Here is a 26,135-nt window from a genome sequence, read left to right as displayed (position 1 = left end):
GCGACGTCACATCGCGCCCCCTCGCCTGCACGGCATGAGCGCAGCCTTGGCCGTATTTACAATCAAAGGGTGCATTGCTTGACCACACAATGCCCTGAACAGTTGCCTCCATTCTGTACAATGTCGTCAGGGTAGGTAATCTGTCGGGGTTTTGCGGCGTCGGACGGGTTTTGGGGGATACCCGGTTCGCTCGCTTGCCTACCGGCTTGGAGCCGAAGCGATGGGCAAGAAGATCGCGGGCCTGCCTTCCGTCTCCGGGCTGGCGGAGGCGGTGCCTGTCGTACTGGTGGATGAAGCGGACCGGATCGCCTACGCGAATCCGGCAGCCGAGCGCCTGTGGGGTCTCGCCGCCGATGCCATGGTGGGCCGCAGCGCCCGCGCCCTGCTGTTCGGTCGCCACGGCATCGACCACAACCGCCGCATCGGCTTCGACCAGATCGCCGGCAGCGACCAGCATGTGGTGATCGAGCGGAACGGCGGCGGGTCCTGGAGCCTCGTCGCCGCCACCCGGATCCGTCACGGCGGCGTCCCCTGCTACGTGCTGTTCGTGCGCACCCGGCTGGAGCGCGAGAGCGCGCGTGACGACGTCCGCGTGCTCTCCCTCATCGCCGAGCGCACCGACCGGGGCGTGGTCGTCACCGACGCCGACCGGCGCATCATCTTCGCCAACCCGGCCTTCTCCTCCATGCTGGGGGCACCCGCGCCCGGCGGGCAGGATCTGGCGCGGCTGCTTGCCGCAGGGGGGGCTTCCGCGAACTTCATTTCGCGAATGGAGGGTAACATCCTCCGGCGGTCCGCTTTTGCGGATGACGTGCGGCTGCACAGCTCGGGCGAGGGGATCTGGGTGTCTGTCAGCGTTACCCCGGTGATCGATCAGGCGACAGGCCTGCTGGAGCATGTGGTGGCCGTACTCGCGGACATCACCCACACCCGTCTCGTCGAGCAGCTGCAGCGCGAGGTGCTGGCCGCGCTCGCCGCCGATTCGCACGTCACCGAGATCATGGAGCTGCTCTGCCGCCGGGTGGAGGCGCTGGCCCCCGGAGTCCTGTGCTCCATCCTCGGCGTGACGCCGGACGAGCGCCTCACCGTCCTCGCCGCCCCGAGCCTGCCGGACGACTACACAGCGGCGCTGGAAGGCATTCCGGTCGGTCCGCGCGTGGGCAGCTGTGGCACCGCCGCCTTCCGGGGCGAGCCCGTCATGGTGGAGGACATCGCCACCAGTCCCCTGTGGGCGGACTTCCGCGACCTGCCGCTGCCGCGGTCCATCAAGGGCTGCTGGTCCATCCCCATCAAGCCGCGCGGCGGCAAGGTGGCGGCCACCTTCGCCTTCTACTTCTCGCAGACGCCGTTCGGCGCGCCGTGGCTGGAGAGCGTGGTCTCCGCCTGCTCGGACCTGTGCGCGCTCACGCTGGAGCGCTCGGAATCCAAGACGCGCATCGCCCTGCTCGCCAGCGTCGACACGCTGACCGGCCTGCCCAACCGCGCCCGGCTCATCGAATCCCTGCCCGGCCTGCTCGCCACCGCCCGCGATCTGGAGCAGCCGGTGGCGGCGCTGGTGCTGGACGTGGACCACTTCAAGGACGTCAACGACACCCTCGGCCATTCCACCGGCGACCAGCTGCTGGTGGAGATGGCGCGCCGGCTGAAGGCGCAGCTGCGTGCCGGCGATCTGGTGGGCCGCACCGGCGGCGACGAGTTCGTGGTGCTGATCCACGATTGCGGCGCCGAGGAAGCCGCCCGCATCGCCCAGCGGCTCCTGGAGTACATCGCCGCGCCGGTGCCGGCGCAGAAGCTGCACCTCACCATGTCCGCATCCGTGGGCATCGCCGTCTTCCCCGAGCACGGCGCGGATGCGGAGACGCTGCTGAAGCATGCCGACACCGCCATGCACGAGGCGAAGCGGCGCGGGCGCGGCAAGTTCCATTTCTTCACAGAGGACATGAACCGCCGGGTGCAGGACCGCCTCGTCCTGTCCGTGGCGCTGCGCGAGGCGGTGCAGAACCAGGCGCTGCGGCTGGTCTACCAGCCCCAGGTCTCGCTCGACACCGGCGCCCTCCACGGCGTGGAGGCGCTGGCCCGCTGGACCGATCCGGTCCATGGCGAGGTGCCGCCCCCCCGCTTCATCGAGCTGGCCGAGGAGTATGACTTCATCGAGCGCATCGATGCCTGGGGCGTCGAGCAGGCGTGCCGGCAGGTTGCGGCGTGGCGCGCCGCGGGGATCGCGGTGCCGCATGTGTCGGTCAATCTCTCCCCCCACAGCTTCCGCAGCGGCGAGATCGTCGGGGTCGTCTCCTGCGCGCTGAAGCGGCACGGCCTGGTGCCGAGCGACCTGAGGGTGGAGATCACCGAGCGGGTGATGATGGACCAGCACCCCAACTCCTTCTCCACCGCCTGCGCCATCGAGGCGCTGGGCGTGCGCATCGCCATGGACGATTTCGGCACCGGCTATTCCAGCCTCAGCGCCCTCTCCCGCCTGCCCATCGCGGAATTGAAGATCGACCGCAGCTTCATGCTCAGCATCGAGCAGGACCGCAACGCGCTGGCGCTGGCCACCGCCGTCATCCGCATCGGCCACAGCCTCGGCATGACCGTGGTGGCGGAGGGGGTGGAGACGGCGGCGCAGGCGGGGCTGCTGGCGGCCCTCGGCTGCCATGCCGGGCAGGGCTACTTCTTTGCCCGCCCCCTCGCCGCGGACGACGTGGCCCGCTGGCTGGAGACCCGCACCAGCGCCCTGTGCTGAGCCGCGGTCCCGGTCTCTTCCCGCGATCGTTCGCCGCCCGGCGTTTACACCCGCGCGCCCCGCCGCTATTTTCCGCGGCCCTCACCCGGAGATAGATGAACCATGCGCGCGGAACTCGCCGCGAAGGTCGACGAGATCAAGGCCTCCCTGGACCTGCTCAGGTCCCACCTGGACGTGGACCGCGCGCGGCGGCGTCTCGATGAGCTCAACGCCATGGTGGAAGACCCCACCTTGTGGGACGATCCCGAGCGCGCGCAGAAGATCATGCAGGAGCGCACCACGCTGGAAGACGGCCTCGGCGCCATCGACCGCATCCGGCGCGAGCTGGATGACAATGTGGAGCTGATCGAGCTGGGCGAGGCCGAAGGCGACGAGGGCGTGATCGCCGAGGCCGCCGCCGCCATGGACGGCCTGAAGGCCGAGCTCGCCCGCCGCGAGCTCGAATCGCTGCTCTCCGGCGAGGCCGACAGCAACGACACCTATCTGGAAGTCCACGCCGGTGCCGGCGGCACCGACAGCCAGGACTGGGCCGAGATGCTGCTGCGCATGTACACGCGCTGGGCCGAGCGCCACGGCTTCAAGGTGGAGCTGGTGGACGAGAGCCAGGGCGAGCAGGCCGGCCTGAAGTCCGCCACCGTGCTGGTGAAGGGCCACAATGCCTATGGCTGGCTGAAGACCGAGGCCGGCGTGCACCGGCTGGTGCGCATCTCGCCGTTCGATTCCAACGCCCGCCGGCAGACCTCCTTCTCCTCGGTTGATGTCTATCCGGTGATCGACGACCGCATCGTGGTGGAGATCAACGAGAGCGACGTGCGCGTGGACACCATGCGCTCCGGCGGCGCCGGCGGCCAGCACGTGAACAAGACGGAATCGGCGGTGCGCCTCACCCACATTCCCACCGGCATCGCCGTGGTGAGCCAGGGCGACCGCTCCCAGCACAAGAACCGCGCCACCGCCTGGAACATGCTGCGCGCCAAGTTGTTCGAGATGGAGCTGAAGAAGCGCGAGGCGGAAGCGGCGGCCGAGCAGGCGGCGCGCACCGACATCGGCTGGGGCCACCAGATCCGCTCCTACGTGCTCCAGCCCTACCAGCTGGTGAAGGACCTGCGCACCGGCGTCACCTCCGGCACCCCGCAGGAGGTGCTGGACGGCGACCTCGACCCGTTCATGCAGGCCGCCCTCGCCCAGCGCGCCTATGGCGGCGGCCCCGACAGCGTCGACGACGTGGACTGACGCCCTCCCCGAGGGGAGCGAAACCGCACGGGCCGGAGAAAGGCCTTGAGCGGCAGCGCAGTTGCGTCATCCTGATCGGTCAGGACAGGACGCCGGGCCCGGCGGTTCGTGGCCTTCGGCCGCGCCGGGCTCATGCGCCCGTGTCCACGACACAGCGGAGCCATCCGCCATGGCGCGATCATCGACCGCAGGATCAGGACGCGGGCAACCGGCCCTCGGGACACCCGGCGGCCGCCAGCCGGACAGCGGGCGCGCCGCCGCCGGAGCCGCGCCGGGCCGTGGCCCGGCCGGCCATGGAGCCCAACCCGCGCAAGGCGGCAGGGGACAAGGACCGCGCGGCGCCATCGGCATCGTCGCCACGCTCTGCCTCGCGGCAGCGCTGCCGGTGCAGCCGGCGCGGGCGCACGAGTGGTATCCCGCCTATTGCTGCTCGGGGCAGGATTGCTACGAGATCACCACCGAGGACGTGGAGTTTGTCGGCCAGGGCTATTTCATCAAGGCCACCGGCGAGTATTTCCCGCGCGATGCCGTGCCGGAGAGCCCGGACGGCAAGTTCCACCGCTGCTCCATCGGCGGGCGGCGGGAGGGACGGACGCTCTGCCTGTTCGCCCCCACGCCGGCCTTCTGAGCCGACCCGCCCGCCAGCCTGGGCTGCCCACCTGACCCGCCCGTCTGGCCTGCCCGCCTTCCCGCAGGCCGGCCCGCCCCCGAACGCGGCTTCGAGAGCAGCGCTCATCTGGAGCGCCTTCCGTCAGCCGGAGCCAGCGGAAGGCGGCTCTAGCGGGTCAGCACCGCATCGAACGCGGCCGCCGCGCTGGTGACGTCCATCACCAGCGGCTGCGGGCCGAGCGAGAAGCCCCCGGCCTCCTCGGGCTGGGGCGCGCCGCACATCAGCTTCGCCTCGATCTTCACGTCCGCCCCTGGCACGAGCCGCGCGCGCACCCGCTCGGCGGTGGTCCAGGCCACGAGGCGGATCTTGCCGCCCTGCTGGGGCGATCCGCCGATCTGCACCACAAACACGTCCTGGAACGGCCGCTCCAGCCGGAATGCGGTGGCGCCCTTCAGCAGCTGGATGGTCTCCCTCATGCTGCAGGCGGACGGCTTCGGCTGGTAGTCGAAGGTGAACATGCCGAAATTGTGCTCGATCTCCTCCTCGCGGCGGCCCTGGTCCTTGAACTCGTAGACCCACGCGCCCTTCAGCCACGGGGTGGCGGCCGCCCAGAGGACGAACTGGGCGAGGTAGTCCGCCTGCTGGGTCCGGCTGATGACGCAGGGCGAGAGCGACGCTGTGGGCCAGCCCACCTCCGACACATAGATCGGCACTGGCGCCTCCGGCTTGCCGATCAGCGCCTGCAACAGGCTCACACGGTCGATCGCCTCGGTGGCCGAGCGCTTCTGAATGGAGGGATCGCAATGGTTGCTCAGATGCACCGACATGCCCTGGGAGCCGCGCATGCCGCCACCCTCATAGACGGCGCGGGTCCAGTTCCAGTCCGGGTCGTATCCGGAGGTGCCGATGAAGACGGGCGCGTTGGGAAAGGTGCGGCTGAGCACCGGCTGCACGGCTTCAACCAGCTTCAGGTAATCCGCGGCCGCCCGCGGGTCGCCCGGCTTGGCGGGACCGATGATCCAGGGCGGGCTGAACGTCGGATCGATGTTCCACTCGTTCCAGATCTCGAACATGGGCTTGAAGCGGCTGACGAAATTGCCAGCCTTCACGACAAACCGCGCGAACGCCGCGCGGCCCTCCTCGGTGAAGGGTGGCGCGCCGCCCGGCACGTTGGGGTGCGCGTGGCCGAAGATGAGCAGGGGCGGCAGCTCGACCATGGAGAGGAAGCGGTGCAGCCGCCAGGCCTGCGTCGGCGGCGAGGTGTTCTCGTGGACGCCCGGCCGGTCGAACAGGGACCACACGAGATCGTCGCGCACCGAGGAAAAGCCCATCTCGCGGATGAGCCTAGCGGTCTTCTCGGGATCGTAGTTGTAGTTGCCGCCGATGCCGAAATGGACGCCGGCGCCGACGATGAGGGGATCCGGCCGCGCGACGAGGGTGCCGCTATCGAAGCGGAGCGGCTTGCGCTCCTCTTCGGCCCGGCCTGACGCCGTCATGCCCAGCACCAGCCCGGCGGCCAGCGTGAGCGCCGCGCCGGACCGCCATGCCGTCCGGGCCAGACCAGACAGACTCGGCATGACCCGACTTGAATGCGACCCCGGACTCGCGCACGCAGAACGCCCCCGCACCACCATCCCCCGCCCCCCTCAGGCTGCGGCCCGCGCAATCGGACCGCGCAACAGGCCCCGCCTGCAAGCCACTTACACGCCAACTCTACATCATTCTACCGGCAGAGCGTGACGCGTGAAGGAGTTTGTGATGTCGCAGAAGCAAACCAGCGTACAGCCCGCCGCAGGCTACCTCACCTATGGCACCAAATGCACGAAATTCGTTGCTGCCTGCGGCCGAGCGCGCGGCTTTACTTTAGGTAATAACTGGAAATGAGCTTCTGTCGGGGCATGAAAAATCGCAATTTGAGAAAGTGTACTATGAGATAAAAGTTCCTGATTTGTTCTATTGAAGCCCCCCGCCCCGGAGCTGAGTCCGGGGCGGGGGATCGAAGATCAGCTGCAGCCGGTGGTGCCGCCGCAGGTGTCGCACTTCAGGCAGGTGCCGTTGCGCACCAGCGTGAAGTTCATGCACTCGGGGCAGGCCTCGCCCTCGTAGCCCTTGGCGCGGGCCTCGGCCCGGGCTTCCGCCTTGCGGGCGGAAGCGGACCACGGCAGCGACTTCTCCATCAGGCTCTCCACCGCCGCCTCGATCTCCTCGGCGGCGGGGGCCGGCTCGGCCACCTCCACCTCGGGCTTCAGCGCGGTGGCGCCAACGGTCGGCGTGCCGAGCGTGGGCGCGCGCAGCACCGTCACGTTGTCGGAGGCGCCGCGGGGCTCGCCGGACACCGTCTGGGGCGCCAGGAGGTTCACCGTCTTGCCGCGCACCAGGCCCTTGGAGACGATGCGGTTGGCCGGGTTCGGCGCCTTGCCTTCGTCCACGCCCTTGCCGAGCGCATCGAAGCCGGTCTCGGACAGGTCCACATGACCGAGGTCGTTGCGGCCGAGGTAGCTCACCGCCAGCTCGCGGAACACGTAGTCGAGCATGGAGGTGGCGTACTTGATGGTGTCGTTGCCCTGCACCGGGCCGGCCGGCTCGAAGCGGGTGAAGGTGAAGGCGTCCACATACTCCTCAAGCGGCACGCCGTACTGCAGGCCGAGCGAGATGGCGATGGCGAAGTTGTTCAGCAGCGAGCGGAGGGCGGCACCCTCCTTGTGCATGTCGATGAAGATCTCGCCGAGACGGCCATCATCATATTCGCCGGTGCGCAGATACACCTTGTGGCCGCCCACCACCGCCTTCTGGGTATAGCCCTTGCGGCGGTCGGGCATCTTCTCGCGCTCACGCACGCGGTGCTCGACGATGCGCTCCACCACCCGCTCGACGATCTTCTCGGTCACGGTGGCGGCGCGCGCCGCGTTGGGCTGGGCCACCAGCGCCTCGACGGCGTCGTCCTCGTCCTCCTCGTCCGCCACCAGCTGGGCGTTGAGCGGCTGGGAGAGCTTGGAGCCGTCGCGATAGAGCGCGTTGGCCTTCAGGGCGAGGCGCCAGGAGAGCAGGTAGGCGGACTTGCAGTCCTCCACGCTCGCCTCGTTGGGCATGTTGATGGTCTTGGAGATGGCGCCCGAGATGAAGGGCTGCGCCGCCGCCATCATGCGGATGTGGCTCTCCACCGAGAGGTAGCGCTTGCCGAGCCGGCCGCACGGGGAGGCGCAGTCGAACACCGGCAGGTGCTGCGGCTTGAGGAAGGGCGCGCCCTCAAGGGTCATGGCGCCGCACACGTGGATGTTGGCCGCCTCGATGTCCGCCTTCGAGAAGCCGAGGAAGGCCAGCAGGTCGAACTTGGGGTCCGCCAGCTGCGCCGCCGGCACGCCGAGGGACTGGGCCAGGAACTCCTCGCCGAAGGTCCAGCGGTTGAAGGCGAACTTGATGTCGAACGCGGTCTTCACCGCAGCCTCGGCCTTGGCGATGGCGGCGTCGTCGAAGCCCTTGGCGCGCAGCGTCGAGTGGTTGATGGCCGGGGCCTGGGCGAGCGAGCCGTGGCCCACCGCATAGGCCTCGATCTCGGCGATCTCGGCCTCGCCGTAGCCGAGGGCGCGCAGGGCGTCCGGAACCGCGCGGTTGATGATCTTGAAGTAGCCGCCGCCGGCCAGCTTCTTGAACTTCACCAGCGCGAAGTCGGGCTCGATGCCGGTGGTGTCGCAATCCATCACCAGGCCGATGGTGCCGGTGGGGGCGATCACCGAGACCTGGGCATTGCGGTAGCCGTGCGCCTCGCCCAGCGCCAGCGCCTTGTCCCAGGCCGCGGTGGCACGGGCGACGAGGCGGGTGTCCGGGCACGACACGTGGTCGAGCGGCACCGGGGCGATGGACAGGCCCTCGTAGCCATCGGCGAGGCCGTGGGCGGCGCGGCGGTGGTTGCGGATGACCCGCAGCATGGACTGGGCATTGCCCGAATAGGCCGGGAAGGTGCCGAGCTCCTTCGCCATCTCGGCGGAGGTGGCGTAGCAGATGCCGGTCATGATGGCCGAGAGGGCGCCGCAGATGGCGCGGCCCTGGGGCGAGTCATAGGCGATGCCGCTCGACATGAGCAGGCCGCCGATGTTCGCATAGCCGAGGCCGAGGGTGCGGTACTCGTAGGAAAGCTCGGCGATCCGGCGCGAGGGGAACTGCGCCATCAGCACCGAGATTTCCAGCACCACGGTCCACAGCCGCACCGCGTGCTCGTAGCTCTCCACGTCGAAGCGGCCGTCGGCATCGCGGAACTGCAGCAGGTTCAGCGAGGCGAGGTTGCAGGCCGTGTCGTCGAGGAACATGTATTCCGAGCACGGGTTGGACGCCCGGATCTCGCCGCCCGCCGGGCAGGTGTGCCAGTCGTTCACCGTGGTGTGGAACTGGATGCCGGGGTCGGCGCAGTGCCAGGCGGCCGCGCCGATCTTCTCCCACAGCTCGCGGGCCTTGACGGTCTTCGCCACCTTGCCGTCGGTGCGGCGGATGAGCTTCCAGTCCTCGTCCGCCTCCACCGCGCGCAGGAAGTCGTCGGTGACGCGCACGGAGTTGTTGGAGTTCTGGCCGGCGACGGTGATGTAGGCCTCGCCGTCCCAGTCGGTGTCATAGATGGCGACGTCGATGTCCTTGTAGCCCTGGCGGGCATACTGGATGACGCGGCGGATGGCGGCGTCGGCGACGCCGGCTTTGCGCGCGGCCTTGATCTCGCGCTTCAGCGCCGGGTTCTTCTCCGGCTCGAAGCAGTCGTCGCCGTTGCCCTCGCAGTTCACGCAGGCCTTCAGCACCGCCTTGAGGTGCTTGGCGTTGAGCCTGGAGCCGGTGACGAGGGCGGCGACCTTCTGCTCCTCGATCACCTTCCAGTCCACATAGGCCTCGATGTCCGGATGGTCGGCATCGACCACCACCATCTTGGCGGCGCGACGGGTGGTGCCGCCGGACTTGATCGCGCCCGCAGCCCGGTCGCCGATCTTCAGGAAGCTCATGAGGCCGGAGGAGCGGCCGCCGCCGGACAGGCGCTCGCCCTCGCCGCGCAAGGCGGAGAAGTTGGAGCCGGTGCCGGAGCCGTACTTGAACAGGCGCGCCTCGCGCACCCACAGGTCCATGATGCCGCCCTCGTTCACGAGGTCGTCGCCCACGGACTGGATGAAGCAGGCGTGCGGCTGGGGATGCTCATAGGCCGAGGTGGAGGCCATGAGCTCGCCGGTCTGGTAGTCCACGTAGAAGTGGCCCTGGCCGGGGCCGTCGATGCCATAGGCCCAGAACAGGCCGGTGTTGAACCACTGCGGCGAGTTGGGCGCGGCCATCTGCATGGCCAGCATGTAGCGGTGCTCGTCGAAGAAGGCCTGGGCGTCGGCCTCGCTGTCGAAATAGCCGCCCTTCCAGCCCCAGTAGGTCCAGGTGCCGGCGAGGCGGTCGAACACCTGCTTGGCGGAGGTCTCGCCGACGAGACGCTCCTTCTCGGGCAGGTCGGCGAGCGCCGCCTCGTCCGCCACCTGGCGCCACAGGAAGGAGGGGACGGAATTCTCCTCCACCTTCTTCAGGCGCGCGGGCACGCCGGCCTTGCGGAAATACTTCTGCGCGAGGATGTCGCTCGCCACCTGCGAGAACTGGGCCGGGACCTCGATGCCCTCCTGCCGGAAGACCACGGAGCCATCGGGGTTCCGGATCTCGCTCACGGTCTCGCGGAAGGGGATCTCCGCGTAAGGGGAACGACCCTCTTGCGTGTAGCGGCGTTCGACGCGCATGACCGGTGCTCCTTCGGTCGGCCCTGCCCCGGGGCCGTTTAGTCTGTCAGATGAATGTGGCGGACGCGACTACCCGTCAGGCACGGCGGCTCGCGCCGCGCCATGGCGGATCTTCAGCTTGTGAATTCGGGAAGAGGGCGAGCGCTCACCAACTGGTACACGTGGGAACGCCCGTCGCTCAGGTCCCGAACGCTAGTGCGAGTCTGGCCCCTGGGTCAAACCCGATTTTGCCACGATCTGGGGCCTCGAACCCCGCTCGGCTACTATATATAGTCGTCTCCACCCCCTTAACAAATCCTCAACGAGCCTTTTCCCGGCTCGGTTTTCACGCCTTCGCGACCGTCCTGCGACCGTCTCCGGCCCGGCGGATTTCATCACCGTCATCCACAGGGCACCCACTAGCCCTGGTGGCTGCCGGCGGCGCGGACCCCAGGGCTCCGGCCGGCCATGGGCTGGGTGTCCGGATGATGCAGCCGGGGGGTGCGGGCGATGCCGGCGGGGCGGCGGGCGGCCTCATCGAGATCGAGCCGCGAGCGGGAGCCCGGGCGACGGCGGCGAGCAAGACTTCCAGACAGGCGCCGGACACAAGGACGCCGGCGGCCGGCCATGCGCCCCGCACATCCAAGATATGCAGGGTGCCGGTGGGGGACGGCTGGCCAAGCGGGCCGCAATAATCTATCCCGTCGATCAACCTCCTGACGCGCCGGATTTCCCCGCCCCGCTTCGCCGCGACAGATCCTTGCCGGTCCCGCCGTCCTCGGCCCGCCCGGCTCCCCCGACGGGGCGGCACACTCCGGGACCGGCCATGTCCTCCACCACCATCGGCACCTCGGCCGATGCCCGCGCCGTCAACCCGCGCTCGCGGGTCATCCTCGCGAGCCTCGTCGGCACCACCATCGAGTTCTACGACTTCTACGTCTACGCCACGGCGGCGGTGCTGGTGTTCCCGCACCTGTTCTTCCCCATTGGCAACGACACGACGGCGCTCCTCGCCTCGTTCGCGGTGTTCGGCGCGGCCATGGTGGCGCGGCCGCTGGGGGCCATCTTCTTCGGCCACCTCGGCGACAAGAAGGGCCGCAAGATCACGCTCGTGGGCGCGCTCTTGACCATGGGCATCGCCACCTTCCTCATCGGCCTCCTCCCCACCTTCCCGGTGGCGGGGTGGATCGCGCCGGCGCTGCTGGTGATCCTGCGCCTCGCCCAGGGCTTCGCGCTCGGCGGCGAGTGGAGCGGGGCGGCGCTGGTGGCGACCGAGAACGCCCCTCCCGGCAAGCGGGCGGTCTATGGCACCTTCCCGCAGCTGGGCGCCCCCATCGGCTTCATCATCGCCAACGGCCTGTTCCTCGTCATCGCCGCGCTGATGCCCTCGTCCGATCCCTCGCGCCCCTCCGACGCCTTCCTCGCCTGGGGCTGGCGCATCCCGTTCCTGTTCTCGGCGGTGATGGTGATCGTCGGGCTGTGGGTGCGCTTCTCGCTGGTGGAAAGCAGCGCGTTCGAGAACGCAGTGAAGCACGGCAAGATCCGGAAGGTGCCGCTGGCCGCCGCCTTCCAGACCCACTGGCGCGAGCTGATCCTCGGCACGTTCTACATGCTGGCCACCTACGTGCTGTTCTACCTGATGACCACCTTCTCGCTGAGCTACGGGCGCGCCGCCACCACGGCCCCCCTGCCCGGCCTCGGCTACGACTACCGTACCTTCGTGCTGATGATGATCTTCGGCGTGGTCTTCTTCGGCATCTTCACCATGGTGTCCGGCCCCTGGGCCGACCGCTGGGGCCGCCGCCGCACGCTGATCTGGATCACCTCCGCCATCGCCCTGTTCGGCCTTTTGTGGGTGCCCATCCTCTCCGCCGGCACGGTGGGCGTGGTGGCCTGGCTGGTGCTCGGCTTCACGCTGATGGGCCTCACCTTCGGCCCCATGGGTGCGCTGCTGCCGGAGCTGTTCCCGGCCAACGTGCGCTATACCGGATCGGGCATCGCCTACAATGTGTCGTCCATCCTCGGCGCGGCGGTGGCCCCGTTCATCGCGGTGGCGCTGTGGAGCTATGGCGGCGGCAGCCCGTTCTACGTGGGCCTCTACCTCACCGCCATGGCGCTCCTGACGCTGACCGCGCTGCTGCTCGGCAAGGAGACGCGGGACGTGGACATCCACCACTGACCGGGTGGGGGCCGCGCTGCCCCCCTTGCATCGGGCGGGGAAACGGAGTGAACCTCTGCGCCCCCGTCCGCGTAGGAGGTGGTCATGACGGCCTCCCCTTCCCTGCTGTGGTTCCGCGACGACCTCCGGCTCTCCGACAATCCGGCCCTGACGGCGCTTGCCGCGGCGGGCGCCCCCATCGCGGCGCTCTATGTCCTCGATGACGACAGCCCGGGGGTCCGCCCCCTGGGCGGCGCGGCGCGCTGGTGGCTCGCCCAGTCGCTGCGGGCGCTCCGGGCCGAGCTTGCCCGCCACCGCATTCCCCTGGTGCTGCGCCGGGGCCCGGCCAACCGGGTGGTGCCGGAAGTGGCGGCCGCGCTCGGCGCCGCCCGCGTCGCCTTCAATGACCGGGCCGGCGCGCCCGAGGGCCGTATCGATCACGCCGTGACCTCCCGGCTCGATGCCGAGGAGCGGCAGGTGCTGCGCTTCTGCGCCCATCTGCTGCATCCCACAGGCAGCGTGCAATCGGCCTCCGGACGGATGCCGCGCACCTTCTCCTCCTTCCACCGCGCCGCATCGAAAGGCCGGGCGCTGGCGCCGCCGCTGCCGGTGCCGCCGCGACTGAAGGGCGTCGCCCATCCCCCGCCGGGCGAGACGCTGGAGAGCCTCGAGCTGGAGCCGCAGGCACCCGACTGGGCCGGCGGCATGCGCGCCTTCTGGCAGGGCGACGCGCAGATGGGGGAACAGGCGGCCCAGACGCGGCTTGCCGATTTCATCGCCGACGGCCTCGCCGGCTACCGCGACGGCCGCGACCTGCCCGCCTCGCGCCATGTCTCCCGGCTTTCGCCCTATCTGCGGTTCGGCGAAATCTCCCCGCGGCAGGTGCTGGCGGCCATCCGTCATGCCGCCGACGCGGGCGAGGTGCCGGCGGCCGATGCCGAGAAATACGAGGCGGAGCTCTACTGGCGCGAATTCTCCTACCACCTGCTGGCGGAAGAGCCGGACATCGCCCGCCGCAACATCCAGCCCGGCTTCGATGCCTTCCCCTGGCGCGAGTGCTCGGGGGAGCTGAAGGCGTGGCGACGCGGCCTCACCGGCTATCCGCTGGTGGATGCCGGCATGCGCCAGCTGTGGCAGACCGGCTGGATGCACAACCGGGTGCGCATGGTGGTCGCCTCCTTCCTCGCCAAGCATCTCCTGATGGACTGGCGCGCCGGCGAGGACTGGTTCTGGGACACGCTGGTGGATGCCGACCCGGCCAACAATCCCGCCAGCTGGCAATGGGTGGCAGGATCGGGCCTCGATGCCGCGCCCTATTTCCGCATCTTCAACCCGGTGACGCAGGGCGAGAAGTTCGATCCGGACGGCGACTATGTGCGCGCCTTCGTGCCGGAGCTGGCGCGGCTGCCGGCGCCGCTCATCCACCGGCCATGGACGGCGGATGCCGGAACCCTTGCCGCAGCGGGCGTGCGCCTCGGCACCACCTACCCCCGCCCGGCGGTCGACCACGCCGCCGCGCGCGAGCGGGCGCTGCGGGCATTTGAATCTACACGAAAAACATGAGCTTTGTCGGTTGATACAAGCGGAGGCGTTGAGTACCCTGCCTTCCACATTCATTGAAGGCTTGATGAAGAGATGATCCGTAACGGACTTGTGGACTCCATCGGCAATACCCCCCTCATCCGTCTGAAGCGTGCCTCCGAGGAAACCGGCTGCGAGATTCTCGGCAAGGCCGAGTTCCTCAATCCCGGCCAGTCGGTGAAGGATCGCGCCGCCCTCGGCATCATCCAGGATGCGGTGGCGCGCGGCGACCTGAAGCCCGGCGGCGTGATCGTGGAGGGCACCGCCGGCAACACCGGAATCGGGCTCGCGCTGGTGGCCGCCCCGCTCGGCTTCCGCACCGTGATCGTCATTCCCGAGACCCAGTCCCAGGAAAAGAAGGACATGCTGAAGCTCGCCGGCGCCACGCTGGTGGAGGTGCCGGCCGTGCCCTATTCCAACCCCAACAACTACGTGAAGGTCTCCGGCCGCCTCGCCGAGGCGCTGGCCAAGACCGAGCCCAACGGCGCCATCTGGGCCAACCAGTTCGACAACGTGGCCAACCGGCAGGCGCATATCGACACCACCGGCCCCGAGATCTGGGAGCAGACCCAGGGCAAGGTGGACGGCTTCATCTGCGCCGTGGGCACCGGCGGCACGCTGGCCGGCATCGCCATCGCGCTGAAGGCGCGCAACCCCGCCATCCGCATCGGCCTCGCCGATCCCATGGGGGCGGCGCTCTATTCCTACTACACCACCGGCGAGCTGAAGGCCGAGGGCTCCTCCATCACCGAGGGCATCGGCCAGGGGCGCATCACAGCCAACCTTGTGGACGCGCCCATCGACACCGCCTTCCAGATCCCCGACGAGGAGGCCCTGCCGGTGGTGTTCGACCTGCTGGAGCACGAGGGCCTGTGCCTCGGCGGCTCCTCGGGCGTGAACGTGGCGGGCGCCATCCGCCTCGCGCGCGAGCTGGGGCCGGGGCACACCATCGTCACCATCCTGTGCGACTACGGCACGCGCTACCAGTCCAAGCTGTTCAACCCGGCGTTCCTGCGGGAGAAGAACCTGCCAGTGCCGGAGTGGCTGGAGCGCAAGGCTGAGGTGCCCAACGTCTTGGTCTGAGCCGCAGGACGCGCGCCGGCAGGCGGCTTGACGGCGGCGCGCTTCCGGCCGAGACGTGCGTGCCCCGGTTAAGCGTGCTCCGGTTATGCGTGCCCCGGCCGTGCGTATCCCGCACCCGGGACGCGCGTCCCGGCCGCGCGAGCCATCAAGCCAACCCCGCGAGAGAGGCGCCATGAGCGAGCTTCCCGTCGATACCCCCGAGAGCCCCTTCGTCTCCACCGGCTGGCTCGCCGCCAATCTCGGGGCACCGGATCTCGTGGTGGTGGATGCCTCGTGGCACATGCCCGCCTCCGGCCGCAGCGGCGCGCGGGAGTATCTGGAACGGCACATTCCCGGAGCGGTGCATTTCGACATCGACACGGTGGCCGACCACACCAGCCCCCTGCCGCACATGCTCCCGGATGCCCACAGCTTCGCCCTCGCGGCCGGCGCGCTGGGCATCGCCGAGGGGCTGCGGATCGTGGTGTATGATTCCGTCGGCCTGTTCTCCGCGCCCCGGGTGTGGTGGACCTTCCGTGCGTTCGGCGCCTCCGACGTGAAGCTGCTGGACGGCGGCCTGCCCAAATGGCTCGCCGAGGAGCGTCCGGTGGAGGACGGAGAGGTCCGCCGCCGGCCGGCCGTGTTCCATCCGCGCCTCGACCATTCCCGCATCGCCGACATCACCCGCGTCGCCGCGGCGCTGGAGAGCGGCAGCGCGCAGGTGCTGGACGCGCGGCAGGAAGCCCGCTTCCGCGGCGAGGCGCCCGAGCCGCGGGAAGGGCTGCCTTCCGGCCACATGCCCGGCAGCCTCAACCTGCCCCACGGCCGCCTCGTGAAGGACGGCCGTCTGGTGCCGCCGGACGAGATCCGCGCGGCCATGGATGCCTCCGGCCTCGACCTCGCGCGGCCGGTCATCACCTCGTGCGGGTCCGGCGTGTCGGCCGCCATCCTCTGGGTGGCGCTGGAGATGATCGGCAAGACGCCGCTCGCGCTCTACGACGGCTCGTGGACCGAGTGGGGCGCGAGCGGCCGGCCCATCGCCACGGCCTGAGCGGGCGCCGCCCGAGCGGCGCGCCGGGATGACCTTATGAAGCGAGGCGCGGCCTGTGGTCAGGCCGCGCCGGCCGCGGCTTCGGCGGCCTTGCGGCGCACCAGCGCCTTTTCCCACGCCACCGCATGGCGCACGATGGTGGGCAGGTCGTCGAGGATGGGCTGCCAGCCCAGCTCGGCGCGGATGCGGTCGGCGGCCGCCACCAGGCAGGCCGGATCGCCGGGGCGGCGCGGCGCGAGCGTGACGGGAAAATCAAGGCCCGACACCTCCTTCACCACGTCCACCACCTCCTTCACCGAATAGCCGCGCCCGTAGCCGCAATTGGCGACGAGGTTGCCGCCGCCCGCGCGCAGCCGCTCCAGCGCGGCCACATGGGCGCGGGCGAGATCGGTGACGTGGATGTAGTCACGCACGCAGGTGCCGTCCCGGGTCGGATAATCGGTGCCATAGATCTCCAGCCCCGGCCGCACGCCGGCCGCCACCTGGCTGGCGATCTTGATGAGGTGGGTGGCGACACGGGAGGACTGGCCGGACCGGCCCTCGGGATCGGCCCCGGCCACGTTGAAGTAGCGCAGCGCCGTATAGGCGAGGCCATGGGCGCGGGCGGCGTCCTCCAGCATCCACTCGCTGGCGAGCTTGGTGCGCCCGTAGGGATTGATGGGCGCGAGCGGCTCGTCCTCGCCGATGATCTCCACCCGCGGCTCGCCGTAGACGGCGGCGGTGGAGGAGAAGATGAAGCGCTCCACCCCGGCCGCCACCGCGGTCTCGATGAGCGTGCGCGTCTTCACGATGTTGCCGAAGTAGTAGGCGAGCGGGTCCGCCACCGATTCCGCCACCAGGATGCGCGCGGCGAAATGGATGATCTCGGTGATGCCACGCGTCTCCAGCAGGCGGCGGACAAAGGCGGCATCTCCCACGTCGCCCACCACCAGCTCGGCCTGCGGCGGCACGGCCCAGGCGAAACCGGTGGTGAGATCGTCCAGAACGACCACCGATTCCCCGCGCGCGAGCAGCTCCAGAACCGCGTGGCTCCCGATATATCCGGCACCGCCGGTCACCAGAACGGGCATGGATTCCTCAGCCTTCGTCTCATCAGGCCACAGAAACCACGCCCAACCGCTCCTGTCACCCTAGCGATCAGCCGGTGCCGGGGCTGCGGGTGAGCACCATCAGCGACCAGCCGCCCACCAGCCGCACCACCGCATGCGGCGCAACCCCGAAGGCCACGCGGCGCGGCCAGGCGGCCAGCCGCTTCTTCAGGGTCTTGCCCGCCTGATCGATGGCCCAGGGCGTGTAGAAGTGGTCGACCACCTCGAGCCCGCTTTCCTGCAGCAGGGCGAGCGCGGTGGACTGCGTGAAATAATGCAGGTGGCCGATGTCGTTGCGCGCATTGTCGATCACCCAGCCGCGCGCCACCGCCAGCGCATTCATGTCGAGCGGGATATGCAGCACCTGGTGGGTGGAGATGCGGCCGAGCGCGCGGGCGAAAGAGAACGGGTCCTCCACATGCTCGATGACGTCGATGGCCATGGCGAGATCGAATCGCCCTGCCCCATCGAAGGGGCTGCCATGGGTGAAGCTGAGGTTCGGCGCCAGCCGCTCCCCGCACATGGCGAAGGCGTGGGGCGAGACCTCGTACCCCTCCACGCGCGTCTGCGGCCAGTGGCGCGCCAGCAGCTCGACGATGCCGCCGGCCCCGCAGCCCACCTCGCACAGGCTGGACGGCGCCACCGCGTTGCGATCGAGGATGGTGAGGATGTGGTTGAACTTCCAGCCGCTGTCGTCCTGGTGCCAGTCCGCGTTCGCGGCCAGATAACGCTCGTCCAGGTAGCGGCGCAGGTTTCCCGTCTCGTGGAGCGTCATGGTCGGCACTTCCCCCTGCGGCGGATCCAATCACGCGAACGGCGACGTAAAGTCATGCTATCGGAATCCCGACGCCGTCCGGAAGCCCAAAAATCAGGCTGCGCCATGGGGTTCCCGCATCTGCGAGAAATTCTCGCGGAGATCTGCTGCACATGCTAATCTGATCAATGGTGGCGTTTCGGGCGGCGCGGCCGGCCTCCCCGGGTCCGGCGGGCGCACATTCCCTCGAACGCTCCGGAGGTTGCCGGCCCCGGCCGGCCCGGCGAGACCCGCTCCGCGTGGCCACGGCCGCGCGGGCCGCAGCAACGGACGGCGGATGAAATCCACCTATCTGGTCAATGTGCAGGTTCTGCGCTTTTTCGCCGCTGCGCTCGTGGTGTTCGCCCACGTGGGCGTCGAGGTGGGCAACGTGGCCGGCCGCACCGGGCAGTCGTTCCAGCAGATCGGCCTGATCGACTGGGGGCTCGGCGTCGACATCTTCTTCGTCATCAGCGGCTTCATCATGTACTACATGATGCATGACCGCTTCGGGGCCCCCGGTGCCCCGGCGGACTTCCTGCGCCGGCGCATCATTCGGATCGTCCCGCTCTACTGGATCTGCACCACGCTGATGCTGGCGGCCCTGCTCGCCGCGCCGCAGCTGATCAACAACAACGGGCTGGACCCGCGCCACGTGCTGGCCTCCTACGCCTTCCTGCCGTGGCCGCGCTCGGACGGAGAGCTGTTCCCCATCCTCTCGCTGGGCTGGACGCTGAACTACGAGATGCTGTTCTACGCCATCTTCGCCGGCGCCCTGCTGCTGCCGCGACGGAGCGGCTTGGCGGCGCTGGTCGCGGTGTTCGTGCTGCTGGTGGCGGCCGGCCAGATCGCGCCGCCGGGCGCCTTCCTGCTGAAGTTCTGGGGCGATCCCATCATCGGAGAGTTCCTGCTCGGCGCAGGCGTGGCGGCGCTCTTCCTCGGCGGGCGGCGCCTCTCCGGCGGGGCGGCGCTCGCCCTGCTCCTCGCCGGTGTCGCGCTGGCGGTGGCCGCGTTCCAGACCAGCCTCTACGAGCACGTCTGGCGGCTGGTGACCGGCGGTATCCCGGCGGCGCTCATCGTCGCTGCGGCGGTCATGGGACCGTCCCTGCGCGAGACGCTACCGGCGCGGGCGCTGGCGCTCGGCGGCGATGCCTCCTACGCGCTCTATCTGACGCATCCCTTCACCATCAAGCTGTTCGGCGTGCTGGGCGCGAAGGTGGCGCTGCCGCTGCCGGCCATCTACGCCGTGGGCTTCGTGCTGACGGTGCTGGTGTCGGTCGCGGTCCACCTCATGGTGGAAAAGCCCATCGGCTCCTGGCTGCTGCGCAAGACCGGGCGGCTGAAGCCGGCGCTGCGCACGGCCGCCTGAGACGAGGCTCAGGACGCAGGGGTCAGGGTGCGGTAGATGTCCCGATAGGCATCCACCACGTCGGCCATGGCACGGCGCGGCTTCTCCCGCAGCACGCGATGGGCCGCAAGGATCAGGTCCGGCGCCGCCACCAGACGCCGCAGCACCGCTGCCAGCCCCTCGGCCTCGGGCGGCGCGGTCCAGCCGGTCACCCCGTCCTCGTACATCTCCGGCAGGCCGCCAAGGGCGGTCGCCACCACCGGTCGCCCGGCGGCCAGCGCATCCAGCAGCACCAGCGCGCCGGGCTCCTCCCACAGGGAGGGCACGGCCGCCACGTCGATCTGCGGATAGAAATCCGCCGGCGCGACGAAGCCGAGGAAATGAAGCTCGGCGCCCGGCGCCAGCACCGCGAGCGCGGCGCGCTGCTCGTTCGTCACGTTGCCGGCGAGGACCAGCCGGACGGTGCCGGCCGGCAGCCGCCCCACCGCGTCCGCCAGCAGGCGTACGCCCTTCTCCTCGGAGAACCGCCCGAGATAGCCGATCCGCAACGGCCGGCCGATGGCCTCCATCGGCTCGGGGTGGAGCGCCGGATTGGGCACGTTGTGAATCACGTGACGGGAGGCGGTGCCGAACAGCCCCTCCTGCAGGTGCAGGTCGAGGGTGCGTCGGCTCACGCTCACCACCGCGTCGACGAGCGCGCTGCGCCGCCGCCGTCCCCCGGTGAGGACGGCGCAGCTGCCGCAGGTGGTGGCGCAGACGTGGCCGTCCTTGAAGCGGGAGCAGCGCGGGCAGATCAGGTAATAATCGTGCAGCGAATGGGCGACGGGAATGCCGCGGTCCCGCGCCAGCTGCCACACATGGGTATTGAGGCCGTTCAGCGTGTGCGTGTTCATCACGTCCGGCCGCGCCGCATCCAGCACGGCGGCGACCTCGGGATGGGCGAAACAGCGATCGTCGATGGCGTGCCACGCCAGATGCGCGAGCGCGTGGTGGCGCGCTCCGAACGGGGCGAACAGGTTGCGGACGGGCACGAACTCCACCCGCACGCCATTGGCTTCCTCGGTGCGGCGGCGTCCGTCGAGCGCCATGCGCACCACGGTCACGCGGTCGCCGCGCGCGACCAGCCCTTCCGCGAGCTGGCGGACCACCATCTCGGCCCCGCCGAAGATCTTCGGCTCGAGCGGGGTCGGATAAAGCGCGTTGACGAGGGCGACGTGCATGGTCGCCGCCCCCTCAGACCGTCGCCGCGAACGGCGCTGGCGTCACGGCGGCCGGCGGTTCGGCCGGAATGATGCGGGCGGGAATGCCGATGGCCGTCGCGCCGGGGGGCACGTCCTTCAGCACCACCGCATTGGCGCCGATGATGGCGCCGTCACCGATCGTGATGGCGCCGAGCAGCACCGCGCCGGCGGAAATGTTCACGTTGTCGCCGAACACGGGGTCGCGCGGGTCGTCCTGGCTCTTGCGGCCGATGGTGACGTTCTGCAGCAGGCGCATGTTGCGCCCGACCTTCGCCTGGCCGATGACGATGCCGTAGGGGTGCGGCACGAACAGCCCCCCGCCCACCTGCGCGCCGATGGCGATCTCCGAGCTGAAGATCAGGCAGGTGGCCCACCAGACGATGCGCCGCAGCAGCCGGCCCACCAGCGGCACCCGCACCACCATCTCCTGCAGCCGGCGCGCGAACACGAACTGGAAGCCGGGCGTAAGCAGGAACATGCGCAGGGTGAACATGGCGCTCACGCCCCTGCGCTCGGCGGCGGCATAGGCGGCGAGGTCGGCCTTGACCTTCTGGAGCGGCGTTTCCGCAGACATGAGGCCTGGCTCCCTGTGGTGCCGGCACACCCGTGCGCGGCGCTGTTCGCTCGCGGCACCGCTCCGGCGGAACGCCCGGGGGCACCAGATCTCGCACGGCGGGACGCCGCACGCATGCCGCACACCCGCACCGCCGGTATACTGCGTTGCGGCATCAGGTGGAAGGGGCTGACACCCCCGCGCCCCCTCCTGCGCCACGCGACCGCAGGTCGCGTGGCCGGTCCTGCCCCCGCGCCCGGTCGCCGCAGCACGCGACCGGCGGGGCCAGCCACCGCCGCCCGCAGAACTCGATACCCCGCATTTTCGTGTTAAAGCGCAGCGCCTTATTCCATCTGCCGCAGCGTCCAACCGGCAGCGTCCGCGCCGGACGGCGACCCGCGCAGCCGCCGCAGCGAGAGGGAGGCGGCGGCCGGCGGATTCATGTAGCTTGCCGCGCGAACGACATCGGGCGCGGCATGGACAGCCTTGTGTGCAGCGCGGTATGAGAGGGGACCTGCGGGCGCGCCTGAGCGCCCCGGAGCACCGCTCTCCGCATCAAGGGACGAGAATGCGGTATCTAGTGACTGGGACTGCGGGCTTCATCGGCTTCCATCTTGCCAGGCGCCTGCTGGAAGACGGCCACACCGTGGTCGGCTTCGACGGCATGACCGACTATTACGACGTCGCGCTCAAGCGGAAGCGTCACGCCATCCTCGATCAGTCGGAACGCTTCACCGCCGTCATCGGGATGCTGGAGGACGCCGACGCGCTGGACCGCGCCGCCGCGATCGCCCGGCCGGACGTGATCGTCCACCTCGCCGCCCAGGCCGGCGTGCGCTACAGCCTCGAGAACCCGCGCTCGTACATCGATTCCAACATCGTCGGCTCCTTCAACGTGCTGGAGCTGGCGAAGCGGCTGAAGCCGCGCCACCTGCTGCTCGCGTCCACCTCCTCGGTCTATGGCGGCAACGAGAAGGTGCCGTTCAGCGAGACCGACCGGGCCGACGAGCCCATGTCCATCTACGCCGCCACCAAGAAGTCCATGGAGGTGCTGGCCCACAGCTATGCCCACCTCTTCGGCGTGCCCACCACGGCGTTCCGCTTCTTCACGGTCTATGGCCCGTGGGGACGGCCGGACATGGCGCTGTTCAAGTTCGTGGAGGCGATCGGCGCCGGCCGGCCCATCGACATCTACGGCGAAGGCCGCATGAGCCGCGACTTCATCTACGTGAACGACCTGGTCGAGGGCATCGTGCGCCTCATCGCCATTCCGCCCGGCGAGGAGAACCGCGTCTCGGCGCCCGGCGTCACCGACACCCTGGCGCACGGGGCGCCCTACCGGGTGGTCAACATCGGCGGCGGCCAGCCGGTGGAGCTGATGCGCTTCGTGGAGACCATCGAGGCCGCGGTGGGAACGCCGGCGCAGCGGCGCATGCTGCCCATGCAGGCCGGCGACGTGCCGCGCACCTTCGCGGCCCCCGACCTGCTGGTGGCCCTCACCGGCTTCCGTCCGCAGACGGACGTGGCCGTCGGGGTCCGCGCCTTCGTGGACTGGTATCGCGAGCACTACTAGGCGCGCCGCGGCCGGCGCGTCGGAAGCGGGAGGAAGACCGAAGGCGTTTGCAAATCGCCCCTTGTCCGGGTGCCCAGAACGGAGATGAAGCGATGAAGCTCGGGACTTTCATTCCGCGTGGCGCCCTCGCGCTGACGGCGGCGCTGACCTTGGGCGCGCAGGTGTGCGCGGCGCAGCCGGCCAATGTGAAGACGCTGTCCTTCGAGGGGCAACCGCCGGCGCGGGAGGTCCCCCTCATCACCGGGATGGGCGTCCATTTCGGCATCGGCGGCCAGTACAACTACGTGCCCGAGAAGGCCGCCGCGGCGCTGCGGGAGCTCGGGGTCGACTCTTTCCGCGACGACCTGCCCTGGGGCACCTTCGAGGGCGCGGCCGGCCGCGCCGACCCGCCCCAGCCGCGGCGCCTGTTCGACTTCATGGCGATGACGCAGGCAAAGCCGCTGCTCATCCTCGGCCATTCCAACCCCGAGGTGACCGGCGGCGTGAAGCCTATGAGCGAAGCCGGGCGGGCGGTGTTCGCCGACTTCACCGTGCGGGCGCTGGCCCAGACCCGCCGCTTCGGCGCCATGTACGAGATCTGGAACGAGTGGAACCTGACGCCCGGCCAGCGCCCGCCGTGGCTGTTCGGTCCCGGCACCGCCGACGACCCGCGCGCCGCGCAGCATTATGCCGTGCTCGCACGCGGCGCCGTCGCCGCCCTGCGCGATGCCGCGCCGGACGCGGTCATCCTCTCCGGCGCCGTGGGCGGCGATCCCGGCTGGGACTGGACCAAGGCCATCGTGCGCGACGGCGCGTTGAAAGGCGCGAACGGGCTCTCCATCCACCTCTACAACCACTGCGAACCGGACGTGACCACCCGCAATGCCACCGAGCTGGTGGACCGGGCGAGCGAGCTGCAGCAGGCGCTGCGCAGGCAGACCGGCGCCGAGGTGCCGTTCTACGTCACCGAGTTCGGCTGGCCGACCGTGCAATGGCCCTGCCCGATCCCGCGGCAGGCGGCGGCGGACTATATCGCCCAGTTCCTGCTGTGGTCGGCGGCCACGCCCTGGATCAAGGGCGCCTGGATGTACGAGCTGAAGGACCAGGGCACCGATCCGCGCGAGATCGAGCAGAACTTCGGCCTCTACGACTACGACTACAACCCGAAGCCGGGAGCCTGCGCCGCGCGCGAGGCGATCAAGCTCATCAAGGGCTCGCGCGGGTTCCGGCTGGAACGCCCGTTCAAGGACTTCTTCCTGCTGCAGACCTCCACCGACCGGGGCATCCGCCTCGTCGCCTGGACCACGCGCGAGGAGACGCGCGGCCTGCTGCGCCTGCAGGGCGCCAAGCCGACAAAGGTCGCCGCGCTGTGCAACCTCGTCGGCCCGCCGCGCGGCGACGCCCTTGAGATCGGCACCGAGCCCGTGGTGATCGACATCGACGCGCCCAAGGTGAGCGCGACGGCTTCCATGCGATAGGCCGGAACAGCCCCGCGCCCCGGCCAGCTGCGGCCATGGGCGCGGGCGGCCACAGCGCTCCTTCCCCGAACCCAGCAGCAGCACCAGCCGCCAGCCCCTGCGCGGGCGCAGAGGATGACCATGGCGATCCTGAACAGGCTTACGGGACTGGTGAACGTGGGGCTGCGCGGCTCGAGCCTCGCCTTCCGCTTCATCCTCTCGTTCTACATCATCAAGTATCTGGGGCTGGAAGCGGCCGGCATCTACGGCCTCGCGCTCGGCGCCATCGGCATCGCGCCGGCCATCACCACCCTCGGCATCAACTATTTCCACGCCCGCGAGCTGGTGGGCATGCCGCCCCACCTCGCCGCCCCGCGCATGAAGACGCGCCTGCTGGCGTCCACGGTGGTCACCGCTCTGCTGGCGGTGGGCTCGCTGGCGACGGCGATCGCCGTCTCCTACCCCATCACGCCGATCCTCATTCTGGTGGCGGCGCTGGTGTGGCTGGAGATCTACGCCAACGACATGCACGTCTCGCTCGTCGCCCTGGAGATGCCGTTCCAGGCCAACATCGTGCTGTTCGTACGGCTGGCTGCCTGGGTGCCGTTCGTCATCGGCATCGGCCTGCTGGTGCCGGAGACGCGGACCATCGAGTTCGTGCTCGGCGGCTGGCTCGCCAGCTATGTGCTCTATTTCGCGCTGCTGTGGTGGTTCCTGCGCCACTGGCCGCTGCGCGAGGCCGTGCGCGCGCCGATCCAGGTGCCGTGGCTGAAGGAACGCCTGAAGCGTTCGTGGCTGATCTACTTCAGTGACATTGGTCTTGTGGGCTACATCTATGTCGATCGCTACATCGTCTCGTTCATGCTCGGGCTGGAGCTGACGGGCCTCTACAACTTCTACTGGTCGCTGGCCAATGCGCTGCAGACGCTGCTGGCGACAGCCATCATCCAGCTCGCCATGCCCACTCTCTACAAGGCCTACAACACCGGCGTCATCACCAACTGGCGCACGGCCATGCGCCGCCAGATCATCAAGACCGCGACCTACGCGGGCGCGCTCGGGCTGTGCGTGTACGTCGCGGCCGAAATTCTCATTGCCTTCATGGACATGGGCCACGTGACCGAGCATCGCGGCGTGTTCATCATGCTGCTCGTCGCGGCCATGATCCGCTCCGGCTCGGACCTCGCGAACGTCGGCCTCATGAGCGTGCGCATGGACCGCACCTACGCTTTCACCAACCTCGCCTCGCTGCTGATCTCGGCCGCCGTCACCTTCCTGTTCACCGCGCTGATGGGCTTTCCCGGGGTGGGCATCGCATCGCTCGTCACCGCCACCATCGTGACGGCGACCAAGGCCGGATTCCTGCTGCGCTTCGCCTATGGCAGCCACCCCGCGCCCGCGGGCTCCGGGGGCACCGGCGACCCGGCCTGATCGATCTCCACGCGGGGCGGGCGGCAGCCCGCAGGACATGGGCCCGCCGCACTGCGGCAGCGCTGTCCGCCGCGGCCGGTCCCGGCGCTCCGGCGGGGGCTCGATTCAACTTAGCCGATAGTCGGATTGCCCCGCCTGAGCCCTGTTCACGCCGGCCATGAGCGACGCATCACGCCGCATTGGCCGCCCGCCCTTTCTCCTGCGTCGAAATATCGCAACTCTTGCTGGCGGCTTGTTGCGCTGCGTCACCACGGTACCCCCTCTGCCGGGACCATACTGTTTTCACGCATCCTGCCCCATGGTGAGCCATTAAGAATAAAGAGGAAGGCCGTTCTTTCTCATATTGCAATCTGATCTGCACTGACAGGCTGCTGCAACAGTGACAATCAAGTTTCAAGCCCATCAATCAAACCCACAACCAAGGCATTGAGCATAAAGTCGCAGACTGCGAATGCCATCAAAGCTGCCACTAGGTTTGCAGCAATATTTTTTTACCTTCTATTTCCGGTTGCTGGCT

Annotated in this window: 18 protein-coding genes; 12 read left to right on the top strand and 6 right to left on the bottom strand. The window is 69.4% G+C overall.

The genetic code is table 11. The features are described 5' to 3' along the window. Window positions 1-220: 220 nt before the first annotated feature. The 3 genes from V5F49_RS19900 (at window position 221) to V5F49_RS19890 (ending at window position 4,601) form a co-directional block, all read left to right on the top strand. On the top strand, window positions 221-2,740 hold the full coding sequence (locus V5F49_RS19900; RefSeq protein WP_394115014.1) for an EAL domain-containing protein: 2,520 nt from the start codon (window positions 221-223) through the stop codon (window positions 2,738-2,740). A 102-nt stretch (window positions 2,741-2,842) separates the two neighbouring features. Continuing rightward, window positions 2,843-3,973, top strand: a complete 1,131-nt coding sequence (gene prfB / locus V5F49_RS19895) for a peptide chain release factor 2 (RefSeq protein WP_394115013.1) — start codon at window positions 2,843-2,845, stop codon at window positions 3,971-3,973. 169 nt (window positions 3,974-4,142) lie between these two features. Beyond that, window positions 4,143-4,601, top strand: coding sequence for a hypothetical protein (locus V5F49_RS19890; protein ID WP_394115012.1), 459 nt, complete (start codon window positions 4,143-4,145; stop codon window positions 4,599-4,601). A gap of 149 nt (window positions 4,602-4,750) precedes the next feature. Here the strand turns inward: V5F49_RS19890 and V5F49_RS19885 are convergent, their stop codons facing one another. Continuing rightward, entirely contained in the window at window positions 4,751-6,160 is a 1,410-nt protein-coding gene (locus V5F49_RS19885) for a hypothetical protein (protein WP_394115011.1), read from the bottom strand. A gap of 181 nt (window positions 6,161-6,341) precedes the next feature. On the opposite strand from V5F49_RS19885, the gene V5F49_RS19880 reads away from it, so the two are divergent. Beyond that, the gene (locus V5F49_RS19880) at window positions 6,342-6,467 is read left to right on the top strand and encodes a hypothetical protein (protein ID WP_394115010.1); all 126 of its coding nucleotides are present in this window, start codon (window positions 6,342-6,344) and stop codon (window positions 6,465-6,467) included. A gap of 119 nt (window positions 6,468-6,586) precedes the next feature. On the opposite strand, the gene V5F49_RS19875 is transcribed toward V5F49_RS19880, so the two are convergent. Continuing rightward, entirely contained in the window at window positions 6,587-10,324 is a 3,738-nt protein-coding gene (locus V5F49_RS19875; RefSeq protein WP_394115009.1) for a vitamin B12-dependent ribonucleotide reductase, read from the bottom strand. An 805-nt stretch (window positions 10,325-11,129) separates the two neighbouring features. On the opposite strand from V5F49_RS19875, the gene V5F49_RS19870 reads away from it, so the two are divergent. From V5F49_RS19870 to sseA, 4 genes are all read left to right on the top strand, one after another. Next, on the top strand, window positions 11,130-12,482 hold the full coding sequence (locus tag V5F49_RS19870; RefSeq protein WP_394115008.1) for an MFS transporter: 1,353 nt from the start codon (window positions 11,130-11,132) through the stop codon (window positions 12,480-12,482). Window positions 12,483-12,566: 84 nt separating this feature from the next. Further along, window positions 12,567-14,024: a cryptochrome/photolyase family protein gene (locus tag V5F49_RS19865; protein WP_394115007.1), complete on the top strand. Its 1,458-nt coding sequence runs from the start codon at window positions 12,567-12,569 to the stop codon at window positions 14,022-14,024. 72 nt (window positions 14,025-14,096) lie between these two features. Further along, window positions 14,097-15,125, top strand: a complete 1,029-nt coding sequence (locus tag V5F49_RS19860; protein ID WP_394115006.1) for a cysteine synthase A — start codon at window positions 14,097-14,099, stop codon at window positions 15,123-15,125. A gap of 172 nt (window positions 15,126-15,297) precedes the next feature. Next, window positions 15,298-16,155, top strand: a complete 858-nt coding sequence (sseA, locus tag V5F49_RS19855) for a 3-mercaptopyruvate sulfurtransferase (protein ID WP_394115005.1) — start codon at window positions 15,298-15,300, stop codon at window positions 16,153-16,155. A 59-nt stretch (window positions 16,156-16,214) separates the two neighbouring features. On the opposite strand, the gene galE is transcribed toward sseA, so the two are convergent. Together galE and V5F49_RS19845 are read right to left on the bottom strand one after the other, a co-directional pair. Next, window positions 16,215-17,225 (bottom strand): UDP-glucose 4-epimerase GalE, encoded by a 1,011-nt coding sequence (gene galE, locus V5F49_RS19850; RefSeq protein ID WP_394115004.1) that lies wholly within the window; start codon window positions 17,223-17,225, stop codon window positions 16,215-16,217. A 67-nt stretch (window positions 17,226-17,292) separates the two neighbouring features. Then, window positions 17,293-18,018, bottom strand: coding sequence for a class I SAM-dependent methyltransferase (locus V5F49_RS19845; protein WP_394115003.1), 726 nt, complete (start codon window positions 18,016-18,018; stop codon window positions 17,293-17,295). Window positions 18,019-18,334: 316 nt separating this feature from the next. Here V5F49_RS19845 and V5F49_RS19840 point away from each other — a divergent pair, with 316 nt between their 5' ends. Beyond that, window positions 18,335-19,405 carry an acyltransferase family protein gene (locus V5F49_RS19840; protein ID WP_394115002.1) on the top strand — a complete coding sequence of 357 codons (1,071 nt, stop codon included), beginning with the start codon at window positions 18,335-18,337 and terminating at the stop codon, window positions 19,403-19,405. 8 nt (window positions 19,406-19,413) lie between these two features. Here V5F49_RS19840 and V5F49_RS19835 read toward each other — a convergent pair whose 3' ends face one another. Then, window positions 19,414-20,604: a glycosyltransferase family 4 protein gene (locus V5F49_RS19835; RefSeq protein ID WP_394115001.1), complete on the bottom strand. Its 1,191-nt coding sequence runs from the start codon at window positions 20,602-20,604 to the stop codon at window positions 19,414-19,416. A 13-nt stretch (window positions 20,605-20,617) separates the two neighbouring features. Beyond that, window positions 20,618-21,199 carry a serine O-acetyltransferase EpsC gene (gene epsC / locus V5F49_RS19830; protein ID WP_394115000.1) on the bottom strand — a complete coding sequence of 194 codons (582 nt, stop codon included), beginning with the start codon at window positions 21,197-21,199 and terminating at the stop codon, window positions 20,618-20,620. Between the two features lie 547 nt (window positions 21,200-21,746). On the opposite strand from epsC, the gene V5F49_RS19825 reads away from it, so the two are divergent. The 3 genes from V5F49_RS19825 (at window position 21,747) to V5F49_RS19815 (ending at window position 25,618) form a co-directional block, all read left to right on the top strand. Then, entirely contained in the window at window positions 21,747-22,751 is a 1,005-nt protein-coding gene (locus tag V5F49_RS19825; protein ID WP_394114999.1) for an NAD-dependent epimerase/dehydratase family protein, read from the top strand. Between the two features lie 92 nt (window positions 22,752-22,843). Next, window positions 22,844-24,208: a hypothetical protein gene (locus V5F49_RS19820; RefSeq protein WP_394114998.1), complete on the top strand. Its 1,365-nt coding sequence runs from the start codon at window positions 22,844-22,846 to the stop codon at window positions 24,206-24,208. A 120-nt stretch (window positions 24,209-24,328) separates the two neighbouring features. Further along, window positions 24,329-25,618 carry a lipopolysaccharide biosynthesis protein gene (locus V5F49_RS19815; RefSeq protein WP_394114997.1) on the top strand — a complete coding sequence of 430 codons (1,290 nt, stop codon included), beginning with the start codon at window positions 24,329-24,331 and terminating at the stop codon, window positions 25,616-25,618. Window positions 25,619-26,135 lie beyond the last annotated feature (517 nt).

This window comes from Xanthobacter lutulentifluminis (assembly GCF_043194675.2).
In the GTDB taxonomy this organism is placed as follows: Bacteria; Pseudomonadota; Alphaproteobacteria; order Rhizobiales; family Xanthobacteraceae; genus Xanthobacter.
This window is presented reverse-complemented; position numbering and strand designations above follow the sequence as displayed.

Excerpts from the sequence above, each read along its gene's own strand:
- epsC (WP_394115000.1), bottom strand. The coding sequence starts at position 21,199 with ATGTCTGCGGAAACGCCGCTCCAGAAGGTCAAGGCCGACCTCGCCGCC.
- prfB (WP_394115013.1), top strand. The coding sequence starts at position 2,843 with ATGCGCGCGGAACTCGCCGCGAAGGTCGACGAGATCAAGGCCTCCCTG.
- V5F49_RS19835 (WP_394115001.1), bottom strand. The coding sequence starts at position 20,604 with ATGCACGTCGCCCTCGTCAACGCGCTTTATCCGACCCCGCTCGAGCCG.
- V5F49_RS19825 (WP_394114999.1), top strand. The coding sequence starts at position 21,747 with ATGCGGTATCTAGTGACTGGGACTGCGGGCTTCATCGGCTTCCATCTT.
- V5F49_RS19885 (WP_394115011.1), bottom strand. The coding sequence starts at position 6,160 with ATGCCGAGTCTGTCTGGTCTGGCCCGGACGGCATGGCGGTCCGGCGCG.
- V5F49_RS19815 (WP_394114997.1), top strand. The coding sequence starts at position 24,329 with ATGGCGATCCTGAACAGGCTTACGGGACTGGTGAACGTGGGGCTGCGC.
- galE (WP_394115004.1), bottom strand. The coding sequence starts at position 17,225 with ATGCCCGTTCTGGTGACCGGCGGTGCCGGATATATCGGGAGCCACGCG.
- V5F49_RS19840 (WP_394115002.1), top strand. The coding sequence starts at position 18,335 with ATGAAATCCACCTATCTGGTCAATGTGCAGGTTCTGCGCTTTTTCGCC.
- V5F49_RS19890 (WP_394115012.1), top strand. The coding sequence starts at position 4,143 with ATGGCGCGATCATCGACCGCAGGATCAGGACGCGGGCAACCGGCCCTC.
- V5F49_RS19900 (WP_394115014.1), top strand. The coding sequence starts at position 221 with ATGGGCAAGAAGATCGCGGGCCTGCCTTCCGTCTCCGGGCTGGCGGAG.
- V5F49_RS19845 (WP_394115003.1), bottom strand. The coding sequence starts at position 18,018 with ATGACGCTCCACGAGACGGGAAACCTGCGCCGCTACCTGGACGAGCGT.
- V5F49_RS19865 (WP_394115007.1), top strand. The coding sequence starts at position 12,567 with ATGACGGCCTCCCCTTCCCTGCTGTGGTTCCGCGACGACCTCCGGCTC.
- V5F49_RS19820 (WP_394114998.1), top strand. The coding sequence starts at position 22,844 with ATGAAGCTCGGGACTTTCATTCCGCGTGGCGCCCTCGCGCTGACGGCG.
- V5F49_RS19870 (WP_394115008.1), top strand. The coding sequence starts at position 11,130 with ATGTCCTCCACCACCATCGGCACCTCGGCCGATGCCCGCGCCGTCAAC.
- V5F49_RS19875 (WP_394115009.1), bottom strand. The coding sequence starts at position 10,324 with ATGCGCGTCGAACGCCGCTACACGCAAGAGGGTCGTTCCCCTTACGCG.
- V5F49_RS19860 (WP_394115006.1), top strand. The coding sequence starts at position 14,097 with ATGATCCGTAACGGACTTGTGGACTCCATCGGCAATACCCCCCTCATC.
- V5F49_RS19880 (WP_394115010.1), top strand. The coding sequence starts at position 6,342 with ATGTCGCAGAAGCAAACCAGCGTACAGCCCGCCGCAGGCTACCTCACC.
- sseA (WP_394115005.1), top strand. The coding sequence starts at position 15,298 with ATGAGCGAGCTTCCCGTCGATACCCCCGAGAGCCCCTTCGTCTCCACC.